Consider the following 17,062-nt stretch of genomic DNA (forward strand, 5'->3'; position numbering starts at 1 on the left):
TCATCGTAGGCGGCACGCGCGCCTCCGTCCCTCCTGCGGCGGGCCGCTGTTTCATAGATTTCTACGCGCGTCAGGCCGCTGCCCCGCCGGAAATACCGTTCCGGCAGGCACCGTCCCCGCTCGCACACCGCACCGCGTGGTACGAACCGGTCCCGATTTCCGCGAAGTTCCGCAGGCTCTCCGTGCCCGGCTCGAAATAGCCGGTGTGGCCCCGAGCGCCCGTCGCGGAGAACACGCGCGCCCCGAAGCCCTCGGCCACCGGGTCGGCGCCGTGGCCGAGCCCGCCGAACTCCATGTTCGGGACGTCCTGGATCCAGTCGTCGCCGTCCCGGGTCGCCCAGATCCGGGCGCCCGTGCCCAGCTGGGAGGCCGAGTCGGCCCGCATGCCGGGGCTGCCCGCCACCGCGATGTCCGTGACCCGCGAAGGCAGGTCCCGCGCGGCCACACCGCACACCACGGAGCCGTAGCTGTGGCAGTACAGCGCGACCGGGGTACGGCCCGGCAGGCCGCGCACCATGGCTTCGAGGCGGGTGGCCCCGTCCTCGGCGCGCATCGCGGTGGCCGCGTCCACACCGATGCCGACGGGCGCGGTGTAGTCGGCCCAGGCGATCACGGCGGTACGCGAGCGGGGGCTGACCGCGTGCTCCGCGCGGTAGAGCGACTTCGCCATGCCCACCGGCGCCGAGTACTTGCGGAACGTCCGCTCGAAGGTCAGCACGTTGGTGTCGACACCGGGCACGACGACGGAGACACGGCGGGCCTTGTCCAAGTCCCCGAAGACCTCCGCCATGCGTCCGGAGCCCATGGGGTCGAAGGCGAGGACCTGGCGTCCCGGGCGCATCATCACGCCGAACCGCTTCATCCTGCGCTCGGCCTCCTGCTGCCCCAGCGGGGAGAGGCGCTTGTCGTGCATGCGTTCACGCTCGACCTTGCGGGCCTGTCCCAGCGCGATGTGGTTCGCGCGGTAGCGGAGCGTGGCGGGCGCGCCGTTCATGTTGCCGACCGCGAGCGGGTAGCGGCCGGCGAGCCGGTTGCGCTGGTGTCCGTCGAGGGAGGCGAAGAAGCGGGCGAGCCGGCCGGCGGGGGCATCGGGGTCGGGCAGTTCGCGCCCGTCGATGCTTCCCCGCTCCCAGGCGGAGAGCGCGGCTTGCAGGGGCGACGCGTCGCCCCTGTTGTGGCGCACGGCGGTCCAGCCGGTCGTCGCCAGCATGACGAACACGACGGCGAGCGCGAGCAGGGCGCGCCATGCGTTGAGTTGGGGGGAGGAGTCGAAGGAAGTCACTACGGAACACCCTAGGAGAACCGTGATGTTTACCGTGCATCGCGTGGTGCAGATCACGTTTCTGGAGGGTGAATTGAGGCATAGCGGGCGCATCCGCTGCCACCGGGTCACGCTCCGTGTGTGGTGCGCCAGCCCTCCGCCAGTGCGGGTCCCAGGTGGTCGAGGTACGTCTCCGTCAGTGCGCGGATCGACTCCGGGCTGGTGTCCTCGCCCGCGCCCCACAGGCGTCCCGTGATCCGCATGACGCCGCTGAACGCGGCCACCGCCACGCGCGGCCTCGGGTCGGTCTCCAGGTCGAGCCCCTCACGCTCGGCGATCACGCGGGCCACCTCGTCCTCGGTCTCGATGGACCGGCGCAGGTGGACGGCGAGCAGCGCGGGTGTCGACTCGATCATCTGATAGGTGCGCATGTGGAGTTCGACCGGGACGACCTCCTCGATGGACTGCCCCATCGCCTCCCAGGTGCCGAGGACGGCGCCGCGCAGCGCCACCAGCGGGGCCTCGTGGGCGGGGCGGTCGCGCACGGCCTGCACGAAGCGCGCCTCGATCATCTGCTGGACGGCGAAGGCGGCTTCCTGCTTGTTGGCGAAGTACCGGAAGAAGGTGCGCTGCGAGACGTCGACCGCTTCGACGATCTCGTCGACGGTCGTCTCCTCGTACCCCTTGGTCGTGAAGAGTTCGAGCGCCACGCGCAGGAGGGTGTCCCGGGTGCGCTGCTTCTTGCGCTCGCGCAGTCCCGTCGCCGGCTGGGTCGTCTTCACGCCGTGGCCCTCTTCCTCGCGTTTTCCCAGTTCACCTTACCTGTGAGCGACGTGACAGTTACCGACTAGTGAAATGGTTTGTCAACTGTCAGTCGCTGTCACTAACCTCGTCGCATGACTAGTCAGATCACCGTCGACAAGGCGGACAAGGGGCCGGAGCCCGCCCCCGTTCCGGCCCCGGCCAAGGGGCTCCGTGGCCACCCCTGGCTGACGCTGTTCGCCGTGGCGATCGGCGTGATGATGGTCGCCCTCGACGGCACCATCGTGGCGATAGCCAACCCGGCCATCCAGAAGGACCTCGGCGCCACCTTCGCGGACGTCCAGTGGATCACCAACGGCTACTTCCTCGCGCTCGCCGTCGCGCTGATCACCGCGGGCAAGCTGGGTGACCGCTTCGGCCACCGGCAGACCTTCCTCATCGGCGTGGTCGGCTTCGCCGCCGCCTCCGGAGCCATCGGCCTCTCGGACAGCATCGCGATGGTGGTCGTCTTCCGCGTGCTCCAGGGACTCTTCGGAGCCCTGCTGATGCCCGCCGCGCTCGGCCTCCTCCGGGCCACGTTCCCGGCCGAGAAGCTCAACATGGCCATCGGGCTCTGGAGCATGGTCATCGGCGCCTCCACGGCCGGCGGCCCGATCCTCGGCGGCCTCCTCGTCCAGCACGTCAGCTGGCAGTCCGTCTTCTTCATCAACGTGCCGGTCGGCGTCATCGCCCTGGTGCTCGGCATCGTCATCCTCAAGGACCACCGCGCGGAGAACGCGCCGAAGTCCTTCGACGTGGTCGGCATCGCGCTGCTGTCGGCGGCCATGTTCTGCCTGGTCTGGGCGCTCATCAAGGCCCCGGAGTGGGGCTGGGGCGCGGGCATGACCTGGACCTTCATCGGCGCCTCCGTGGTGAGTTTCGCGCTCTTCGCGGTCTGGGAGTCGAAGGTCGAGGAACCGCTCATCCCGCTGGCCCTGTTCCGTTCGGTGCCGCTGTCCGCGGGCGTGGTCCTGATGGTGCTCATGGCCATCGCGTTCATGGGCGGACTCTTCTTCGTCACCTTCTACCTCCAGAACGTGCACGGCATGAGCCCCGTCGACAGCGGTCTGCACCTGCTGCCGCTCACCGGCATGATGATCGTCGGCTCGCCGCTCGCGGGCGCCATGATCACCAAGATGGGCCCGCGCATCCCGCTGGCGGGCGGCATGCTCTGCACGGCCGTCGCCATGTACGGCATGTCCACGCTGGAGGCAGGGACCGGCAGCGGCCTCATGTCGATCTGGTTCGCCCTCCTGGGCTTCGGCCTCGCCCCCGTCATGGTCGGCGCCACCGAGGTCATCGTCGGCAACGCGCCGATGGAGCTCTCCGGCGTCGCCGGCGGCCTCCAGCAGGCCGCGATGCAGATCGGCGGCAGCCTCGGCACGGCCGTCCTCGGCGCCGTCATGGCCTCGAAGGTCGACAGCGACCTGCCCGACAACTGGGCCGACGCGAAGCTCCCGCCGCTCAGCGAGGCCCAGCTCGACAAGGCGGCGGAAGCCGTCCAGGTCGGTGTGGCGCCGGTGCCGCCGAAGGCCCCGCCGTCCATCGCCGACCAGATCACCTCGGTCGCGCACGACACCTTCATGTCGGGCATGGGCATGGCCTGCCTGGTCGCCACCGGTGTCGCCGTGGCCGCGGTCTTCGTCGCGTTCCTGACCAAGCGCGGCGACAACGCCGAGGCGGGCGCGGGCGTCGGCCACATCTGAGCCACACATCCGGGCCGCACATCCGGGCCGCACGTCTGAGCCGCACGTCCGGGCCACGCGTGTCGGGGAAAGCCCCTCAGGGACATCCTGGGGGGCTTTCGCCTATCAGGGTGAGGCCTCTTCGTACCCCTTCCGACGCCCCGAAGGGCGGGTCCACAGTGCAGTCGGAAGAACGCCGGCACACGGGGGTTGAGCACATGCGTACGACCATGCCCACGACCATCGCGGCAGCCGCACTCGCCGCTGTCATCCTCACACCCGCACACGCCGGGGCCGCCGCCCCGCCGACGCTGCGTCCCTGCGGCCCGGGGGAGGTGTGTCTCTGGCAGAAGGCGCAGTTCAAGGGTGCCCGCCAGGTGTACGAGCTGTCGGACATCGACATCGAGAGCTGCACCGCGCTGCCGGAGGGGGGCAGCGCGGAATCCCTCGCCAACCGCACGGGACGGCCCGTCACCGTGTACCAGTCGGCGGAGTGCGCGGAGACCGGCGAGTTCGACACGTACCCCGGCAGCGGCACCTGGGCGCCCGAATCGCCGTACCGCATCCGGGCCTTCAAGGTCTGGGAGAGCTGAAGGGGGGTACCCGGACGGTGGCGGGCCCCGGACGCACCACGCGCAAGCTCCCCGGCTCACGCGGCCGTACGGGGTCGCGGAACCGGCCGGATCGCGCGACGCACCGCACGTCCTGAAGGGCCCGCGGACGCCGCGGGAAAGCCGGAGGGCGACGGGAACCGATCCCGCCGCCCTCCGGCTCGTTCCTCCGCCCCGCCGGGCGTGCCGTGCTACGCGTCGCCGCCCGCCGCGCCCGGGTCGGCCGCCGTGACGTCGAGGAGCTGGTAGCGGTCGACCGCCTGCTTCAGGACGGAGCGGTCCACCTTGCCCTCGCGCGCCAGCTCGGTCAGCACGCCGACCACGATCGACTGCGCGTCGATGTGGAAGAAGCGGCGGGCCGCACCACGCGTGTCGGCGAAGCCGAAGCCGTCCGCACCCAGCGACTGGTACGTGCCGGGCACCCAGCGGGAGATCTGGTCCGGAACGCTCCGCATCCAGTCCGAGACGGCCACGAACGGGCCCTCGGCGCCGGACAGCTTCCGCGTCACGTACGGGACGCGCTGCTCCTCCTCGGGGTGCAGGAGGTTGTGGCGCTCCACGTCCACCGCCTCGCGGCGCAGCTCGTTCCAGGAGGTCGCCGACCAGACGTCCGCCTTGACGTTCCACTCCGAGGCCAGGATCTGCTGCGCCTCGACCGCCCACGGCACCGCGACACCGGAGGCGAGGATCTGCGCCGGGACGGCGCCCTGCTCACCGGCCTTGAAGCGGTAGATGCCCTTGAGGATGCCGTCGACGTCCACGTCGGCGGGCTCGGCCGGGTGCTGGATCGGCTCGTTGTAGACGGTGAGGTAGTAGAAGACGTCCTCGCTGTCGGGGCCGTACATCCGGCGCAGGCCGTCCTTGACGATGTGCGCGATCTCGTAACCGAAGGCGGGGTCGTAGGCGACGCAGCCAGGGTTGGTCGAGGCGAGCAGCTGCGAGTGGCCGTCCGCGTGCTGCAGGCCCTCGCCGGTCAGTGTCGTGCGGCCGGCGGTGGCACCCAGGACGAAGCCGCGGGCCAGCTGGTCGGCCATCTGCCAGAACTGGTCGCCGGTGCGCTGGAAACCGAACATCGAGTAGAAGACGTAGACGGGGATCAGCGGCTCGCCGTGCGTCGCGTAGGCCGAGCCTGCGGCGATCAGGGACGCCGTGCAGCCCGCCTCCGAGATGCCGTCGTGCAGCATCTGGCCGGTCGGTGACTCCTTGTACGCGAGGAGGAGCTCGCGGTCCACGGCCTCGTACTGCTGGCCGAGCGGGTTGTAGATCTTCGCGCTCGGGAAGAACGCGTCCATGCCGAAGGTGCGGTACTCGTCGGGGGCGATCAGCACGAAACGCTTGCCGATCTCCTTGTCCCGCATGAGGTCCTTCAGGATGCGGACGAACGCCATGGTGGTGGCGATCGACTGCTGACCCGAGCCCTTCTTCGCGGCCGCGTACGCCTTGTCCTCGGGCAGCTGGAGGGGCTTGGAGCGCACGACGCGGGTCGGGACGTACCCGCCAAGACCCTTGCGGCGGTCGTGCATGTACTGGATCTCTTCGGAGTCGCGGCCCGGGTGGTAGTACGGCGGGGCGCCGCCCTCCAGCTGCTTGTCCGTGATCGGGATGTGCAGGCGGTCGCGGAAGCCCTTGAGGTCGTCGACCGTGAGCTTCTTCATCTGGTGCGTGGCGTTGCGGCCCTCGAAGTTCGGGCCGAGGGTCCAGCCCTTGACCGTCTGCGCGAGGATCACCGTCGGCTGGCCCTTGTGGGCCTTGGCCGCCGCGTACGCCGCGTAGACCTTCTTGTGGTCGTGTCCGCCGCGGCCCAGGTGCAGGATCTGCTCGTCGGTCATGTTCTCGACCATGGCGCGCAGCCGGTGGTCGTCGCCGAAGAAGTGCTCGCGGATGTACGAACCGGTCTCGGTCGCGTACGTCTGGAACTGGCCGTCGGGCGTGGTGTTGAGCCGGTTGACCAGGACGCCGTCGCGGTCCTGCGCGAGCAGCGGGTCCCAGCTGCGGTCCCAGACCAGCTTGATGACGTTCCAGCCGGCACCGCGGAACTGGGACTCCAGCTCCTGGATGATCTTTCCGTTGCCGCGCACCGGGCCGTCGAGGCGCTGGAGGTTGCAGTTGACGACGAAGGTCAGGTTGTCCAGGCCCTCGCGGGCGGCGATGGAGAGCTGGCCGAGCGACTCGGGCTCGTCCATCTCGCCGTCGCCGAGGTAGGCCCACACGTGCGACTTGGAGGTGTCGGCGATGCCGCGCGCCTCCATGTAGCGGTTCATGCGGGCCTGGAAGATCGCGCCGAGCGGGCCGAGGCCCATCGAGACGGTCGGGAACTCCCAGAAGTCCGGCATGAGGCGCGGGTGGGGGTAGGACGAGAGGCCGTGCGGGGCCTTCGACTTCTCCTGCCGGAACGCGTCGAGCTGCTGCTCGGAGAGCCGGTCGAGGAGGAAGGCGCGGGCGTAGATGCCCGGGGACGCGTGTCCCTGGAAGAAGATCTGGTCGCCGCCGTCGCCCTCGTCCTTGCCGCGGAAGAAGTGGTTGAAGCCCACGTCGTAGAGCGAGGCGGAGGAGGCGAAGGTGGCGATGTGGCCGCCGACGCCGATGCCGGGGCGCTGGGCCCGCGAGACCATCACCGCGGCGTTCCAGCGGGTGGCGTTCAGGACCTTGCGTTCGATTTCCTCGTTGCCGGGGAAGAACGGCTCGTCCTTGGTGGCGATCGTGTTGACGTAGTCCGTACTGCGCATCTCCGGCACGGCGACGCGCTTCTCCCGCGCGCGCTCGATCAGCCGGAGCATCAGGTACCTGGCCCGCTCGCGGCCGCGTTCGTCGACCGCGGCATCGAGGGAGTCGAGCCACTCCTGGGTCTCTTCGGGATCGAAGTCCGGGACCTGACTCGGCAGGCCGCCAATGATGATCGGGTTGCGATCGGATCCGGAAGCCACGCTGTTCCTTCGCTGTTGGGGCTCTCGCCTGGGTCACACCTGGCCTTGCACCGCTCCCCATCGTGTACCTCGCGGAAGCGAACGTCATGTCTACCGAGAGGTAACCGCGACGCTCCGCCGGCCGTCCCTGGGGTAGGCTCGGCCCAAATCGCAACGATACGCCCATCCTGCCTAACCGCTTCGCAGAGCCGTTCGGTCTCGTACGGGTGTGGCGACAGTTGCGGCGACACGGTCGGGAACGTCACCGTTTCGGCGGTCTCGGCGGCCGGGTACTTGCGCGATCCGCCCCGCCCGTGTGGACTACGGCCAACGCCCCGCGCACGCGCGTGGCTGACAGGCATTCCCAAAAACATGATCAGGAGGCAATCCGTGAGCGCGACCGCGGACCACGCGGAGACGAACCTTGCCGTAAGGCTTGGTTTCCAGCCCGACCAGGTGGTCCAGGAGATCGGCTACGACGACGACGTCGACCAGGAGCTCCGCGAGGCCATCGAGCAGGCCACAGGCACAGAGCTCGTCGACGAGGAGTACGACGACGTGGCCGACGCCGTGGTGCTCTGGTTCCGTGAGGACGACGGGGACCTGACTGATGCGCTGGTGGATGCCATCGCGTACATGGAGGAGGGCGGCTCGATTCTGCTGCTGACTCCGAAGACCGGTCGTGACGGTTACGTCGAGCCGAGCGAGATCGGCGAGGCGGCCACCACCGCGGGCCTGTCGGCGACCAAGAGCGTCAACGCCGGCAAGGACTGGAGCGGCAGCCGTCTCAACACGCCGAAGGGCGCCGCCAAGAAGCGATAGCACTCCGCTGGAACGAGTGCTGGTGAGGCTCCTCGCCGACCTGCGGGTCGGCGGGGAGCCTCGCGCATGCGTGGGGCCTGCGTGGGGTACGGGCCGTGCGGATCGCACGGACGTAGGGTGGACTCACCCGAACAGCCCCACCCGAATGGGCCCCGTCGAAGGGATGCGTACACATGGCGCTCGATGGAATCGCGGCCGGCACCAAGGCCCCGGATTTCGAGCTGAAGGACAACCACGGCAGGACCGTGCGGCTGTCCGATTTCCGCGGCGAGAAGAACGTGGTGCTGCTGTTCTACCCGTTCGCCTTCACCGGCGTGTGCACCGGCGAGCTCTGCGCGCTCCGCGACGAACTCCCCAAGTTCGTCAACGACGACACGCAGCTGCTCGCGGTCTCCAACGACTCCATCCACACGCTGCGTGTCTTCGCCGACCAGGAGGGCCTGGAGTACCCGCTGGTCTCCGACTTCTGGCCGCACGGCGAGGTCTCGCGGGCGTACGGCGTCTTCGACGAGGAGAAGGGCTGCGCGGTGCGCGGCACCTTCATCATCGACAAGGAGGGCGTGGTGCGCTGGACCGTCGTCAACGGCCTGCCCGACGCGCGTGACCTGAACGAGTACGTCGAGGCGCTCGAAACGCTCTGAGCGAGCCCTGTTTTCGCTCGCGGCCGGGAACCGGTCACTAGGATCCACACGTTGATCCGATGGCAACGCAACGCTTGGGGCTCCCCGCCCCTGGACACCAATTGGGAGGACTCGTGGGAGTCAGCCTCAGCAAGGGCGGCAACGTATCGCTGAGCAAGGAGGCGCCGGGACTGACCGCGGTTCTGGTCGGCCTCGGCTGGGACGTCCGCACCACCACCGGTACGGACTTCGACCTCGACGCCAGCGCGATCCTGACGAACGCGGAGGGCAAGGTCAGCAATGACCAGAACTTCGTCTTCTTCAACAACCTGAAGAGCCCCGACGGCTCCGTCGAGCACACCGGTGACAACACCACCGGCGAGGGCGAGGGCGACGACGAGGCGATCAAGGTCGACCTGGCCGCGGTCCCCGCGGATGTCGAGAAGATCGTCTTCCCGGTCTCGATCTACGACGCCGAGAACCGCCAGCAGTCGTTCGGCCAGGTGCGCAACGCGTTCATCCGCGTCGTGAACCAGGCGGGCGGCGCGGAGATCGCGCGGTACGACCTCTCCGAGGACGCCTCGACGGAGACCGCCATGGTCTTCGGCGAGCTGTACCGCCACGGCGCCGAGTGGAAGTTCCGCGCGGTCGGCCAGGGCTACGCCTCGGGTCTGCGCGGCATCGCGCAGGACTTCGGCGTCAACGTCTGAGTCGAGCACGCCCCAGCGCTCTCCGTCCGGCGCCGCACAGTTTCGAGGTGCGGCGCCGGACGTGCTCACCACCCCGTGCGCGGTCACCGCCGCCCGGGGGTTTCCGTCATCACGGGGAGGACTTCACCATGGGCGTCACACTCGCCAAGGGAGGCAATGTCTCCCTCTCCAAGGCCGCACCGAACCTCACCCAGATCCTCGTCGGCCTGGGCTGGGACGCGCGCTCCACCACCGGCGCCCCCTTCGACCTCGACGCCAGCGCGCTGCTGTGCAACGCGGGCCGGGTCCTCGGCGACGAGTGGTTCGTCTTCTACAACAACCTGAAGAGCCCCGACGGCTCCGTCGAACACACCGGCGACAACCTCACGGGTGAGGGTGACGGCGACGACGAGTCGCTCCTGATCGACCTCTCCAAGGTCCCGGAGAACTGCGACAAGATCATCTTCCCGGTCTCGATCCACGACGCGGACAACAGGGGTCAGACGTTCGGCCAGGTCAGCAACGCGTTCATCCGCGTCGTGAACCAGGCGGACGGCCAGGAACTGGCCCGCTACGACCTCAGCGAGGACGCCTCATCGGAGACGGCGATGATCTTCGGCGAGGTGTACCGGTACGGCGGGGAGTGGAAGTTCCGTGCGGTCGGGCAGGGGTACGCGTCCGGCCTGCGCGGTATCGCTCTAGACTTCGGGGTCAACGTTTCGTAAAGCAGGGGACCGGCGCGGGGGAGACCGCTACACGGGAGCCCGTACACACACGATTGGGTAGCCAGTGCTTCTGAAAACCTTCGGCTGGTCGTTCGCGGTCACCGCGCTCGGCCTGGTCGCCGCGGTGTTCTACGGGGGGTGGACAGGCTTCGGAGTCGTGGCGATCCTGTCCGTCCTCGAGATCTCGCTGTCCTTCGACAACGCGGTGGTCAACGCCGGAATCCTGAAGAAGATGAATGCCTTCTGGCAGAAGATCTTCCTCACCGTCGGTGTGCTGATCGCGGTCTTCGGCATGCGACTGGTCTTCCCCGTCGTCATCGTGGCCATCAGTGCCAAGATCGGCCCGATCGAGGCCGTCCGTCTCGCGCTCAACGACAAGGACCAGTACCAGCAGCTGGTCACGGACGCCCACCCGTCGATCGCCGCCTTCGGTGGCATGTTCCTGCTGATGATCTTCCTCGACTTCATCTTCGAGGACCGGGACATCAAGTGGCTGGGCTGGCTGGAGCGTCCGCTCGCCAAGCTCGGCAAGGTCGACATGCTGTCGGTCTGCATCGCGCTCGTCGTGCTCCTGATCTCCGCCATGACCGTCGCCACCCACGCCCACCAGCACGGCGGCATGCATGTGGACAAGGCGCAGACAGTCCTCATCTCAGGCATCGCGGGTCTGATCACCTATCTCGTGGTCGGCGGCCTCTCCGGATACTTCGAGAACAAGCTCGAGGAAGAGGAGGAGCGCGAGCACGAGCAGGAGGAAGCGGCCGCGAAGTCGGGCAAGAAGGTTCCTGCCGTCGTCCTGGCCGGCAAGGCCGCGTTCTTCATGTTCCTCTACCTCGAGGTCCTTGACGCGTCCTTCTCCTTCGACGGTGTCATCGGCGCCTTCGCCGTCACCAACGACATCGTGCTGATGGCGCTCGGCCTCGGTATCGGCGCCATGTACGTCCGGTCCCTCACGGTCTACCTGGTCCGCCAGGGCACTCTCGACGACTATGTGTACCTGGAGCACGGCGCGCACTACGCGATCGGCGCCCTCGCGGTGATCCTCCTGGTCACGATCCAGTACGAGATCCACGAGGTCATCACCGGTTCCGTCGGCGTCATCCTGATCGCCTGGTCCTTCATCTCGTCGGTGATCAGGAACAAGCGGCTCGCGGCAGCCGAGGGGCAGGGGAGTTCCGGCGGCAAGGCGGAGGTCTCCTCAGGCGTCTGAGACTGACCGATTCCCTCGCCGAGCTGTCCGATTCCGGTTCCCGGAGTGTGACGACGGCCAGGGTGAGGAACGCTCTGTGCGGGGCGGCCGTCGAGGAGATGTCCTCATGGCCGCCCCGTCGGTATTCGTAGGTGGCACAAGGGCACTTGGGGGCGGAATGTCCTTCTGGGACGGTCTGTGGCGTGGGCGTTCGACGGACTACGAGTCGGGCAGCGCCGCCACCAACTCCATCGAACTGACCAAGCGGCACCCGACGGTCTCGCTCTCCAAGCAGGGCGCGGCCACCGGCAACCTGCGCGTGAACCTGTCCTGGCAGATGCGGACGTCCGACCTCGTCGGCAAGCCGCGCGGCGGCGGCCTGCTGCGGAACCCCTTCCAGATGTTCCGCCCGGAGCCGGTCCAGGCGCACACGCAGAGCATGGTCAACGTCGACCTCGACCTGGGCTGTCTGTACGAGCTGACCGACGGCGACAAGGGCGTGGTGCAGCCGCTGGGCAACTTCTTCGGGAGCCTCAACTCGCCGCCGTACGTGAAGGGCAGCGGCGACGACCGGTTCGGATCGGGCTCGGGCGAGACGCTCTACGTCAACCTCGACCACCGCGAGGCGATCAAGCGACTGCTGATCTTCGTGTACATCTACGACCAGACGCCCGCCTTTGATCGCACCCACGCGAAGGTCACGCTCTACCCCAGCAACGGCCCCCGGGTCGAGATCGACCTGGACGAGCGGCAGCCGCAGGCCCGCTCGTGCGCGGTGGTCTCCATCGAGAACGTCAAGGACGAGCTGATCGTGCGCCGCGAGGTCAAGTTCGTCTACGGCTTCCAGGCCGAGCTCGACCGGCTGTACGGCTGGGGGCTCCAGTGGGGCCGCGGCTACAAGTCCAAGGTGGGCTGACCCCGTGCGGGCCCCGTCAGCGGGACAGGAACTGAGGCCCCTGCGGAGGCAGCCGGAAGTTCGGGTCCGGCATCGGGGTCACCGGCTGCGGATAGCCGTACGACGGCTGGGCGACGGGGGCCGGCTGCACGATCGGGGTCGGCTGGGTGGGCGCGGCCGGTGGATAGCCGTAGGAGGGCTGGGGCGCCGGGTGCCGGGGCGGCTCGGGCGGATAGCCGTACGAGGGCTGGGGCGGCGACTGCGGCGCGGGCTGGGCGACGGACGGGCCCGGCGGCTGCTGCGGCATGGGCTGCTGGGGCGGCAGCGGGAAGGACGCCGAGGGCGCGGGCCCCGGGGCCCCGGAGTCGGAGTCGTCCACGGAGATGCCGAAGTCGGAGGCGAGGCCCTCCAGGCCGTTGGAGTACCCCTCGCCGAGCGCGCGGAACTTCCAGCCCTCGCCGCGGCGGTAGAGCTCCCCGCAGATCAGCGCCGTCTCCTCGCCGGTCTGCGGAGTGATGTCGAAGTACGCGAGCGGCTCGCCCTCGGCGACGGATGCGTCGTACAGCAGGATCCGCAGCGCGGGCACGTGTTCAAAGGCGACGCCCTCCGCCGACGCGGCCAGGAGCACGCGGCTGACGGCCGGCTCCATGCCCGCGAGGTCCGTCTGGATGGTGTCCGTCAGGCCCTCGGCGGTCCGCTTCTTGCCGAGCCGCCAGACCTTGCCCGCCGGGTGGCGCGGCTGGTTGTAGAAGACGAAGTCCTCGTCCGAGCGCACCCGACCGCCGCCGCCGAGCAGCAGCGCCGACGCGTCGACGTCGGGGACGCCCTGTCCGGGGGTCCAGCGCAGCACGGCGCGGACGGCCGAGGCTTCGAGAGGGATGTTCGACCCCTTCAACATCGCGTGCGTCATGCGGTCATCCTGCCTTCCCCCGCAGGGGTGGGACAACGCGGGGGCCTCAAGGTCCCGGCCGCGTCATCATGCTCCTGACCTGCGGGTGGTGCGAGCGTGCGACGGTTGTGTGGTGAGCATGTGTGACATGGCCGGGTTACCTGAAGTTCATGCCCGGAGGGAACCCCCGGCACCCGTCTCTACGTACTATTACCGGCCACATCAGAACGGCCCACGTCGACGAAACAGGCGATAGCAGGGAATCACATGCGTCATTTCGGGCATATCGCCCCAGAGGTGCGGCACCGCCTCTTCCACCGGGAGCCGTGTGCCTTCACCGCGGACTCCCCGCCCCACCTGCTCGCGCCCGCCCTGGGCGCCACGCTCTACAGCCCGGCCACCCGCCCCCGGCTCGCCGAGGACATCCTGAAACAGGCCGGGCGCGGCGTGGTGTCCATGGTGGTCTGCCTGGAGGACTCCATCGACGACGCCGAGGTCGCCGACGCCGAGGAGAACCTGGTCCGGCACTTCGCCGACCTGGCGGAGCGGGACGTCGAGCCGCCCCTGCTCTTCATCCGGGTCCGCGCCGCCGAGCAGATACCCGACCTGGTCCGCAGGCTCGGCCCGAGCGTCCGACTGCTGTCCGGATTCGTCCTGCCCAAGTTCACCGAGGAGCGGGGCGTTCCGTTCCTGGAGGCGCTGGCGGCCGCGGAGGCGGAGCTTCCGGCAGGCCCCGAAGGAAACGGCGGCCCGGCGCGGCGGCTCTTCGCCATGCCCGTCCTGGAGTCGCCCGAGCTGCTGCACCTGGAGAGCCGCGCCGAGACCCTCTCCGGGATAGCCCGCACCGTCGACAAGTACCGCGACCGGATCCTCGCGCTGCGCCTCGGCGTCACCGACTTCTGCTCGGCGTACGGACTGCGCAGGCCCCCGGACATGACCGCCTACGACGTCCAGATCGTCGCCTCCGTCATCGCCGACGTGGTCAACGTCCTCGGCAGGGCCGACGGCACCGGCTTCACCGTGACAGGCCCGGTCTGGGAGTACTTCCGCGTGCAGGAGCGGATGTTCAAGCCGCAGCTGCGCCGCAGCCCCTTCCTCGAGGGCCGCGCCGACGAACTGCGCCAGGCCCTCATCGAGCACGACATGGACGGCCTGCTCCGCGAGATCGAACTCGACCGCGCCAACGGCCTGCTCGGCAAGACCTGCATCCACCCCTCGCACGTGCTGCCCGTGCACGCGCTCTCCGTGGTCAGCCACGAGGAGTTCAGCGACGCCGAGGACATCCTGCGCCCGGAGCGGGGCGGCGGCGGGGTCCTGCGCTCCTCGTACACGAACAAGATGAACGAGGTGAAGCCGCACCGCGCCTGGGCCGAGCGGACCCTGCGCCGCGCCGAGGTCTTCGGCGTCGCCAAGGAGGACGTCGGCTTCGTCGAACTGCTGACGGCGGGGCTGCCCGGCTGATGGACAAGAGGAACATGACGTACATATCCAAGAACGCGGTGCCCGAGACGCCGGTGTGGTCGGGAAGCTGGGTCGCCGAGCGGCTCGGGGTCGGCCTCGACGGCGACGACGCGCTGCCCGGCATGCTCGGCCTCGCCCTGCGCCGCAACCCCAAGCGGGCCCACCTCCTGGTGTCGAACGTCCTGGGCAAGCACGTCCCGCAGCTCCCGTCGGTCGTGTACGCGGCCGGGCGCGACCTCGGCGTCCGGGTGCGGAACCTCCTCGGCGACGAGGAAGCCGGGCGCGCCGTCGTCCTCGGCTACGCGGAGACCGCGACGGGCCTCGGCCACGCCGTCGCCGACGGCGTCGCCCTCGCCCCCTACCTGCACTCCACCCGGCGCCCCGTCGAGGGCGTCGAGCGCGCCGGCGGCTTCGAGGAGTCCCACTCGCACGCCACCTCGCACCTGCTGCTGCCCGAGGACCCCCGGCTGCTCGCGGGGGACGGGCCGCTCGTCCTCGTCGACGACGAGTTCTCCACGGGCAACACCGTCCTGAACACCGTCCGCGCCCTCCACGAGCGCTTCCCGCGCCAGCGGTACGTCATCGTGGCGCTCGTCGACATGCGCTCGCCCGAGGACCAGGGGCGGCTCGCCGACTTCGCCCGCGAGATCGGCGCGCACGTCGACCTCGTCGCGGCCGCGTCCGGCACGGTGCGGCTGCCCGACGGCGTCCTGGAGAAGGGCCAGGCGCTGGTCGCCGAGCACGAGGGCGCCGCCGCCGTCCCGCAGCCGCTGGGGGAGCGTGCTCCGGTCGACCGCGTCGACCTCGGCTGGCCCGCGGGCGTCCCCGACGGCGGGCGGCACGGCTTCACGCCCGCGCACCGGGCGGCCCTCGACGCGGCCCTGCCCGGCATGGCGGCCCGGATCGCGGACGCGCTGCCCGACGGCGTCCGCCGCGGCCGCGTGCTCGTCCTCGGCTTCGAAGAGCTGATGTACGCGCCGCTGGCGCTCGGCGTCGAGCTGGCCCGGCACACCGGGGCGGAGGTGCGGTTCTCCACCACGACCCGCTCGCCCGTCCTCGCCGTGGACGACCCCGGCTACGCGATACGCACCCGCCTCGCCTTCCCCGCGCACGACGACCCGGCCGACGGCCCCGGGACCCGGTACGCCTACAACGTCGCGGGCGCCGCCTTCGACGCGATCGTCGCCGTCGTCGACTCCGTCGCGGACACTCCTCGACTGCACGCCGAGGACGGACTGCTGGCGCAGCTGTCCGCGCACACCGGACACGTCCTGCTGGCCGTCGTCCCTTCGTACGTACCCGGGCACGTCCCCGAGTGCGTGCCCGAGTACGTTCCCGAAAGGTCCCGCATGCTTCCCGAGCCACTCCGTGGCCCCGCCTTCTCCTCGTACGCGCCCGAAGACGTCGGCTGGCTGCTCCAGGACCTCTCGGACGTGACGCTCGAGGCGCCCACGGAGGAGCGCGAGGAGGCGATACAGAGCGGTGGCGCGCACTACGCCGAGTCGCTGCCCGTCGAGTACCAGCCGAGCGAGCGCTACCAGGAACTGTTCCGCGCCGCACTCGACACCTCGGCCGCCCGCATCGCACAGGCCGTCGGAACCGTCACCGAGACCGTGCTCGCGGAGCGGTCCCCGCGCCCGGTCCTGGTCTCCCTGGCCCGCGCGGGCACCCCCGTCGGCGTCCTGATGCGCCGCTGGGCCGCGCACCGGCACGGCCTCGACCTGCCGCACTACGCCGTGTCCATCGTCCGCGGCCGCGGCATCGACGCCAACGCCCTGCGCTGGCTCGCCGCGCACCACGACCCGGCCGACGTCGTCTTCGTCGACGGCTGGACGGGCAAGGGCGCGATCACCCGCGAACTGGCGGACGCGATCCGGCAGTTCGAGGAGGCGGGCGGCCCCGCCGGCTTCAGCCCCGAGATCGCCGTGCTCGCCGACCCCGGCTCGTGCGTCCGCACCTACGGCACCCGCGAGGACTTCCTCATCCCCTCCGCCTGCCTCAACTCCACGGTTTCCGGGCTGATTTCGCGTACGGTGCTCCGCGCCGACCTGGTCGGTCCCGACGACTTCCACGGCGGCAAGTTCTACCGCGAGCTCGCCGACGCCGATGTGTCCGGGCACTTCGTCGACGCGGTCGCCGCGCACTTCGACGAGGTGGCCGACGCAGTGGAGGTACGCGTCAAGGAACTGCTCGCGGCCGACCGCGCGCCGACCTGGGAGGGCTGGGCCGCCGTCGAGCGGATCAGCGAGGAGTACGGCATCCACGACGTGAACCTCGTCAAGCCGGGCGTCGGCGAGACGACGCGCGTGCTGCTGCGCCGCGTCCCCTGGAAGATCCTGGCCCGCAAGGGCGCGGGCGCGGACCTCGACCACGTACGCCTGCTCGCCGAGCAGCGAGGCGTGCCCGTCGAGGAGGTCGACGAACTCCCTTACACCTGCGTCGGGTTGATCCACCCGCAGTACACGCGCGGCGCGACCGGCGCGGACGGCAAGGCGGTGGCGTCCCGGTGAC

At 69.8% G+C, this 17,062-nt stretch carries 14 protein-coding genes; 10 read left to right on the forward strand and 4 right to left on the reverse strand.

The features are described 5' to 3' along the window. Nucleotides 1–70: 70 nt before the first annotated feature. Nucleotides 71–1,282, reverse strand: a complete 1,212-nt coding sequence (locus tag AC07DO_RS03425) for an alpha/beta hydrolase (protein ID WP_479056701.1) — start codon at nucleotides 1,280–1,282, stop codon at nucleotides 71–73. A gap of 107 nt (nucleotides 1,283–1,389) precedes the next feature. Next, a complete protein-coding gene (locus AC07DO_RS03430) occupies nucleotides 1,390–2,043 on the reverse strand; it encodes a TetR/AcrR family transcriptional regulator (RefSeq protein WP_479056702.1) in 654 nt (217 codons plus the stop codon). A gap of 114 nt (nucleotides 2,044–2,157) precedes the next feature. On the opposite strand from AC07DO_RS03430, the gene AC07DO_RS03435 reads away from it, so the two are divergent. Together AC07DO_RS03435 and AC07DO_RS03440 are read left to right on the forward strand one after the other, a co-directional pair. Continuing rightward, on the forward strand, nucleotides 2,158–3,768 hold the full coding sequence (locus AC07DO_RS03435) for an MFS transporter (protein ID WP_479056704.1): 1,611 nt from the start codon (nucleotides 2,158–2,160) through the stop codon (nucleotides 3,766–3,768). Between the two features lie 197 nt (nucleotides 3,769–3,965). Next, nucleotides 3,966–4,340 carry a peptidase inhibitor family I36 protein gene (locus tag AC07DO_RS03440; protein ID WP_479056706.1) on the forward strand — a complete coding sequence of 125 codons (375 nt, stop codon included), beginning with the start codon at nucleotides 3,966–3,968 and terminating at the stop codon, nucleotides 4,338–4,340. A gap of 209 nt (nucleotides 4,341–4,549) precedes the next feature. Here AC07DO_RS03440 and aceE read toward each other — a convergent pair whose 3' ends face one another. Then, complete coding sequence (aceE, locus tag AC07DO_RS03445) at nucleotides 4,550–7,282, reverse strand: pyruvate dehydrogenase (acetyl-transferring), homodimeric type (protein WP_479056707.1); 2,733 nt, start codon at nucleotides 7,280–7,282, stop codon at nucleotides 4,550–4,552. 369 nt (nucleotides 7,283–7,651) lie between these two features. On the opposite strand from aceE, the gene AC07DO_RS03450 reads away from it, so the two are divergent. The 6 genes from AC07DO_RS03450 (at nucleotide 7,652) to AC07DO_RS03475 (ending at nucleotide 12,222) form a co-directional block, all read left to right on the forward strand. After that, nucleotides 7,652–8,083: a DUF3052 domain-containing protein gene (locus AC07DO_RS03450; protein WP_150183914.1), complete on the forward strand. Its 432-nt coding sequence runs from the start codon at nucleotides 7,652–7,654 to the stop codon at nucleotides 8,081–8,083. Nucleotides 8,084–8,256: 173 nt separating this feature from the next. Then, entirely contained in the window at nucleotides 8,257–8,724 is a 468-nt protein-coding gene (locus tag AC07DO_RS03455; RefSeq protein ID WP_479056709.1) for a peroxiredoxin, read from the forward strand. Nucleotides 8,725–8,837: 113 nt separating this feature from the next. Beyond that, nucleotides 8,838–9,413 (forward strand): TerD family protein, encoded by a 576-nt coding sequence (locus tag AC07DO_RS03460; protein ID WP_479056710.1) that lies wholly within the window; start codon nucleotides 8,838–8,840, stop codon nucleotides 9,411–9,413. A gap of 128 nt (nucleotides 9,414–9,541) precedes the next feature. Further along, nucleotides 9,542–10,117 carry a TerD family protein gene (locus AC07DO_RS03465; RefSeq protein WP_150167339.1) on the forward strand — a complete coding sequence of 192 codons (576 nt, stop codon included), beginning with the start codon at nucleotides 9,542–9,544 and terminating at the stop codon, nucleotides 10,115–10,117. Nucleotides 10,118–10,181: 64 nt separating this feature from the next. Then, nucleotides 10,182–11,327 carry a DUF475 domain-containing protein gene (locus AC07DO_RS03470; RefSeq protein ID WP_479056712.1) on the forward strand — a complete coding sequence of 382 codons (1,146 nt, stop codon included), beginning with the start codon at nucleotides 10,182–10,184 and terminating at the stop codon, nucleotides 11,325–11,327. Between the two features lie 157 nt (nucleotides 11,328–11,484). Then, entirely contained in the window at nucleotides 11,485–12,222 is a 738-nt protein-coding gene (locus AC07DO_RS03475; protein ID WP_479056713.1) for a TerD family protein, read from the forward strand. A gap of 16 nt (nucleotides 12,223–12,238) precedes the next feature. Here AC07DO_RS03475 and AC07DO_RS03480 read toward each other — a convergent pair whose 3' ends face one another. Continuing rightward, entirely contained in the window at nucleotides 12,239–13,111 is an 873-nt protein-coding gene (locus AC07DO_RS03480) for a TerD family protein (protein WP_479056715.1), read from the reverse strand. Between the two features lie 246 nt (nucleotides 13,112–13,357). Between AC07DO_RS03480 and AC07DO_RS03485 the strand changes: the two genes are divergently transcribed. Further along, nucleotides 13,358–14,551 (forward strand): HpcH/HpaI aldolase/citrate lyase family protein, encoded by a 1,194-nt coding sequence (locus tag AC07DO_RS03485; protein WP_479056716.1) that lies wholly within the window; start codon nucleotides 13,358–13,360, stop codon nucleotides 14,549–14,551. A gap of 14 nt (nucleotides 14,552–14,565) precedes the next feature. Next, nucleotides 14,566–17,061, forward strand: a complete 2,496-nt coding sequence (locus AC07DO_RS03490; RefSeq protein WP_479056717.1) for a phosphoribosyltransferase — start codon at nucleotides 14,566–14,568, stop codon at nucleotides 17,059–17,061. The last annotated feature ends 1 nt before the right edge of the window (nucleotide 17,062 follow it).

The organism is Streptomyces sp. NPDC045678 (assembly GCF_056432085.1).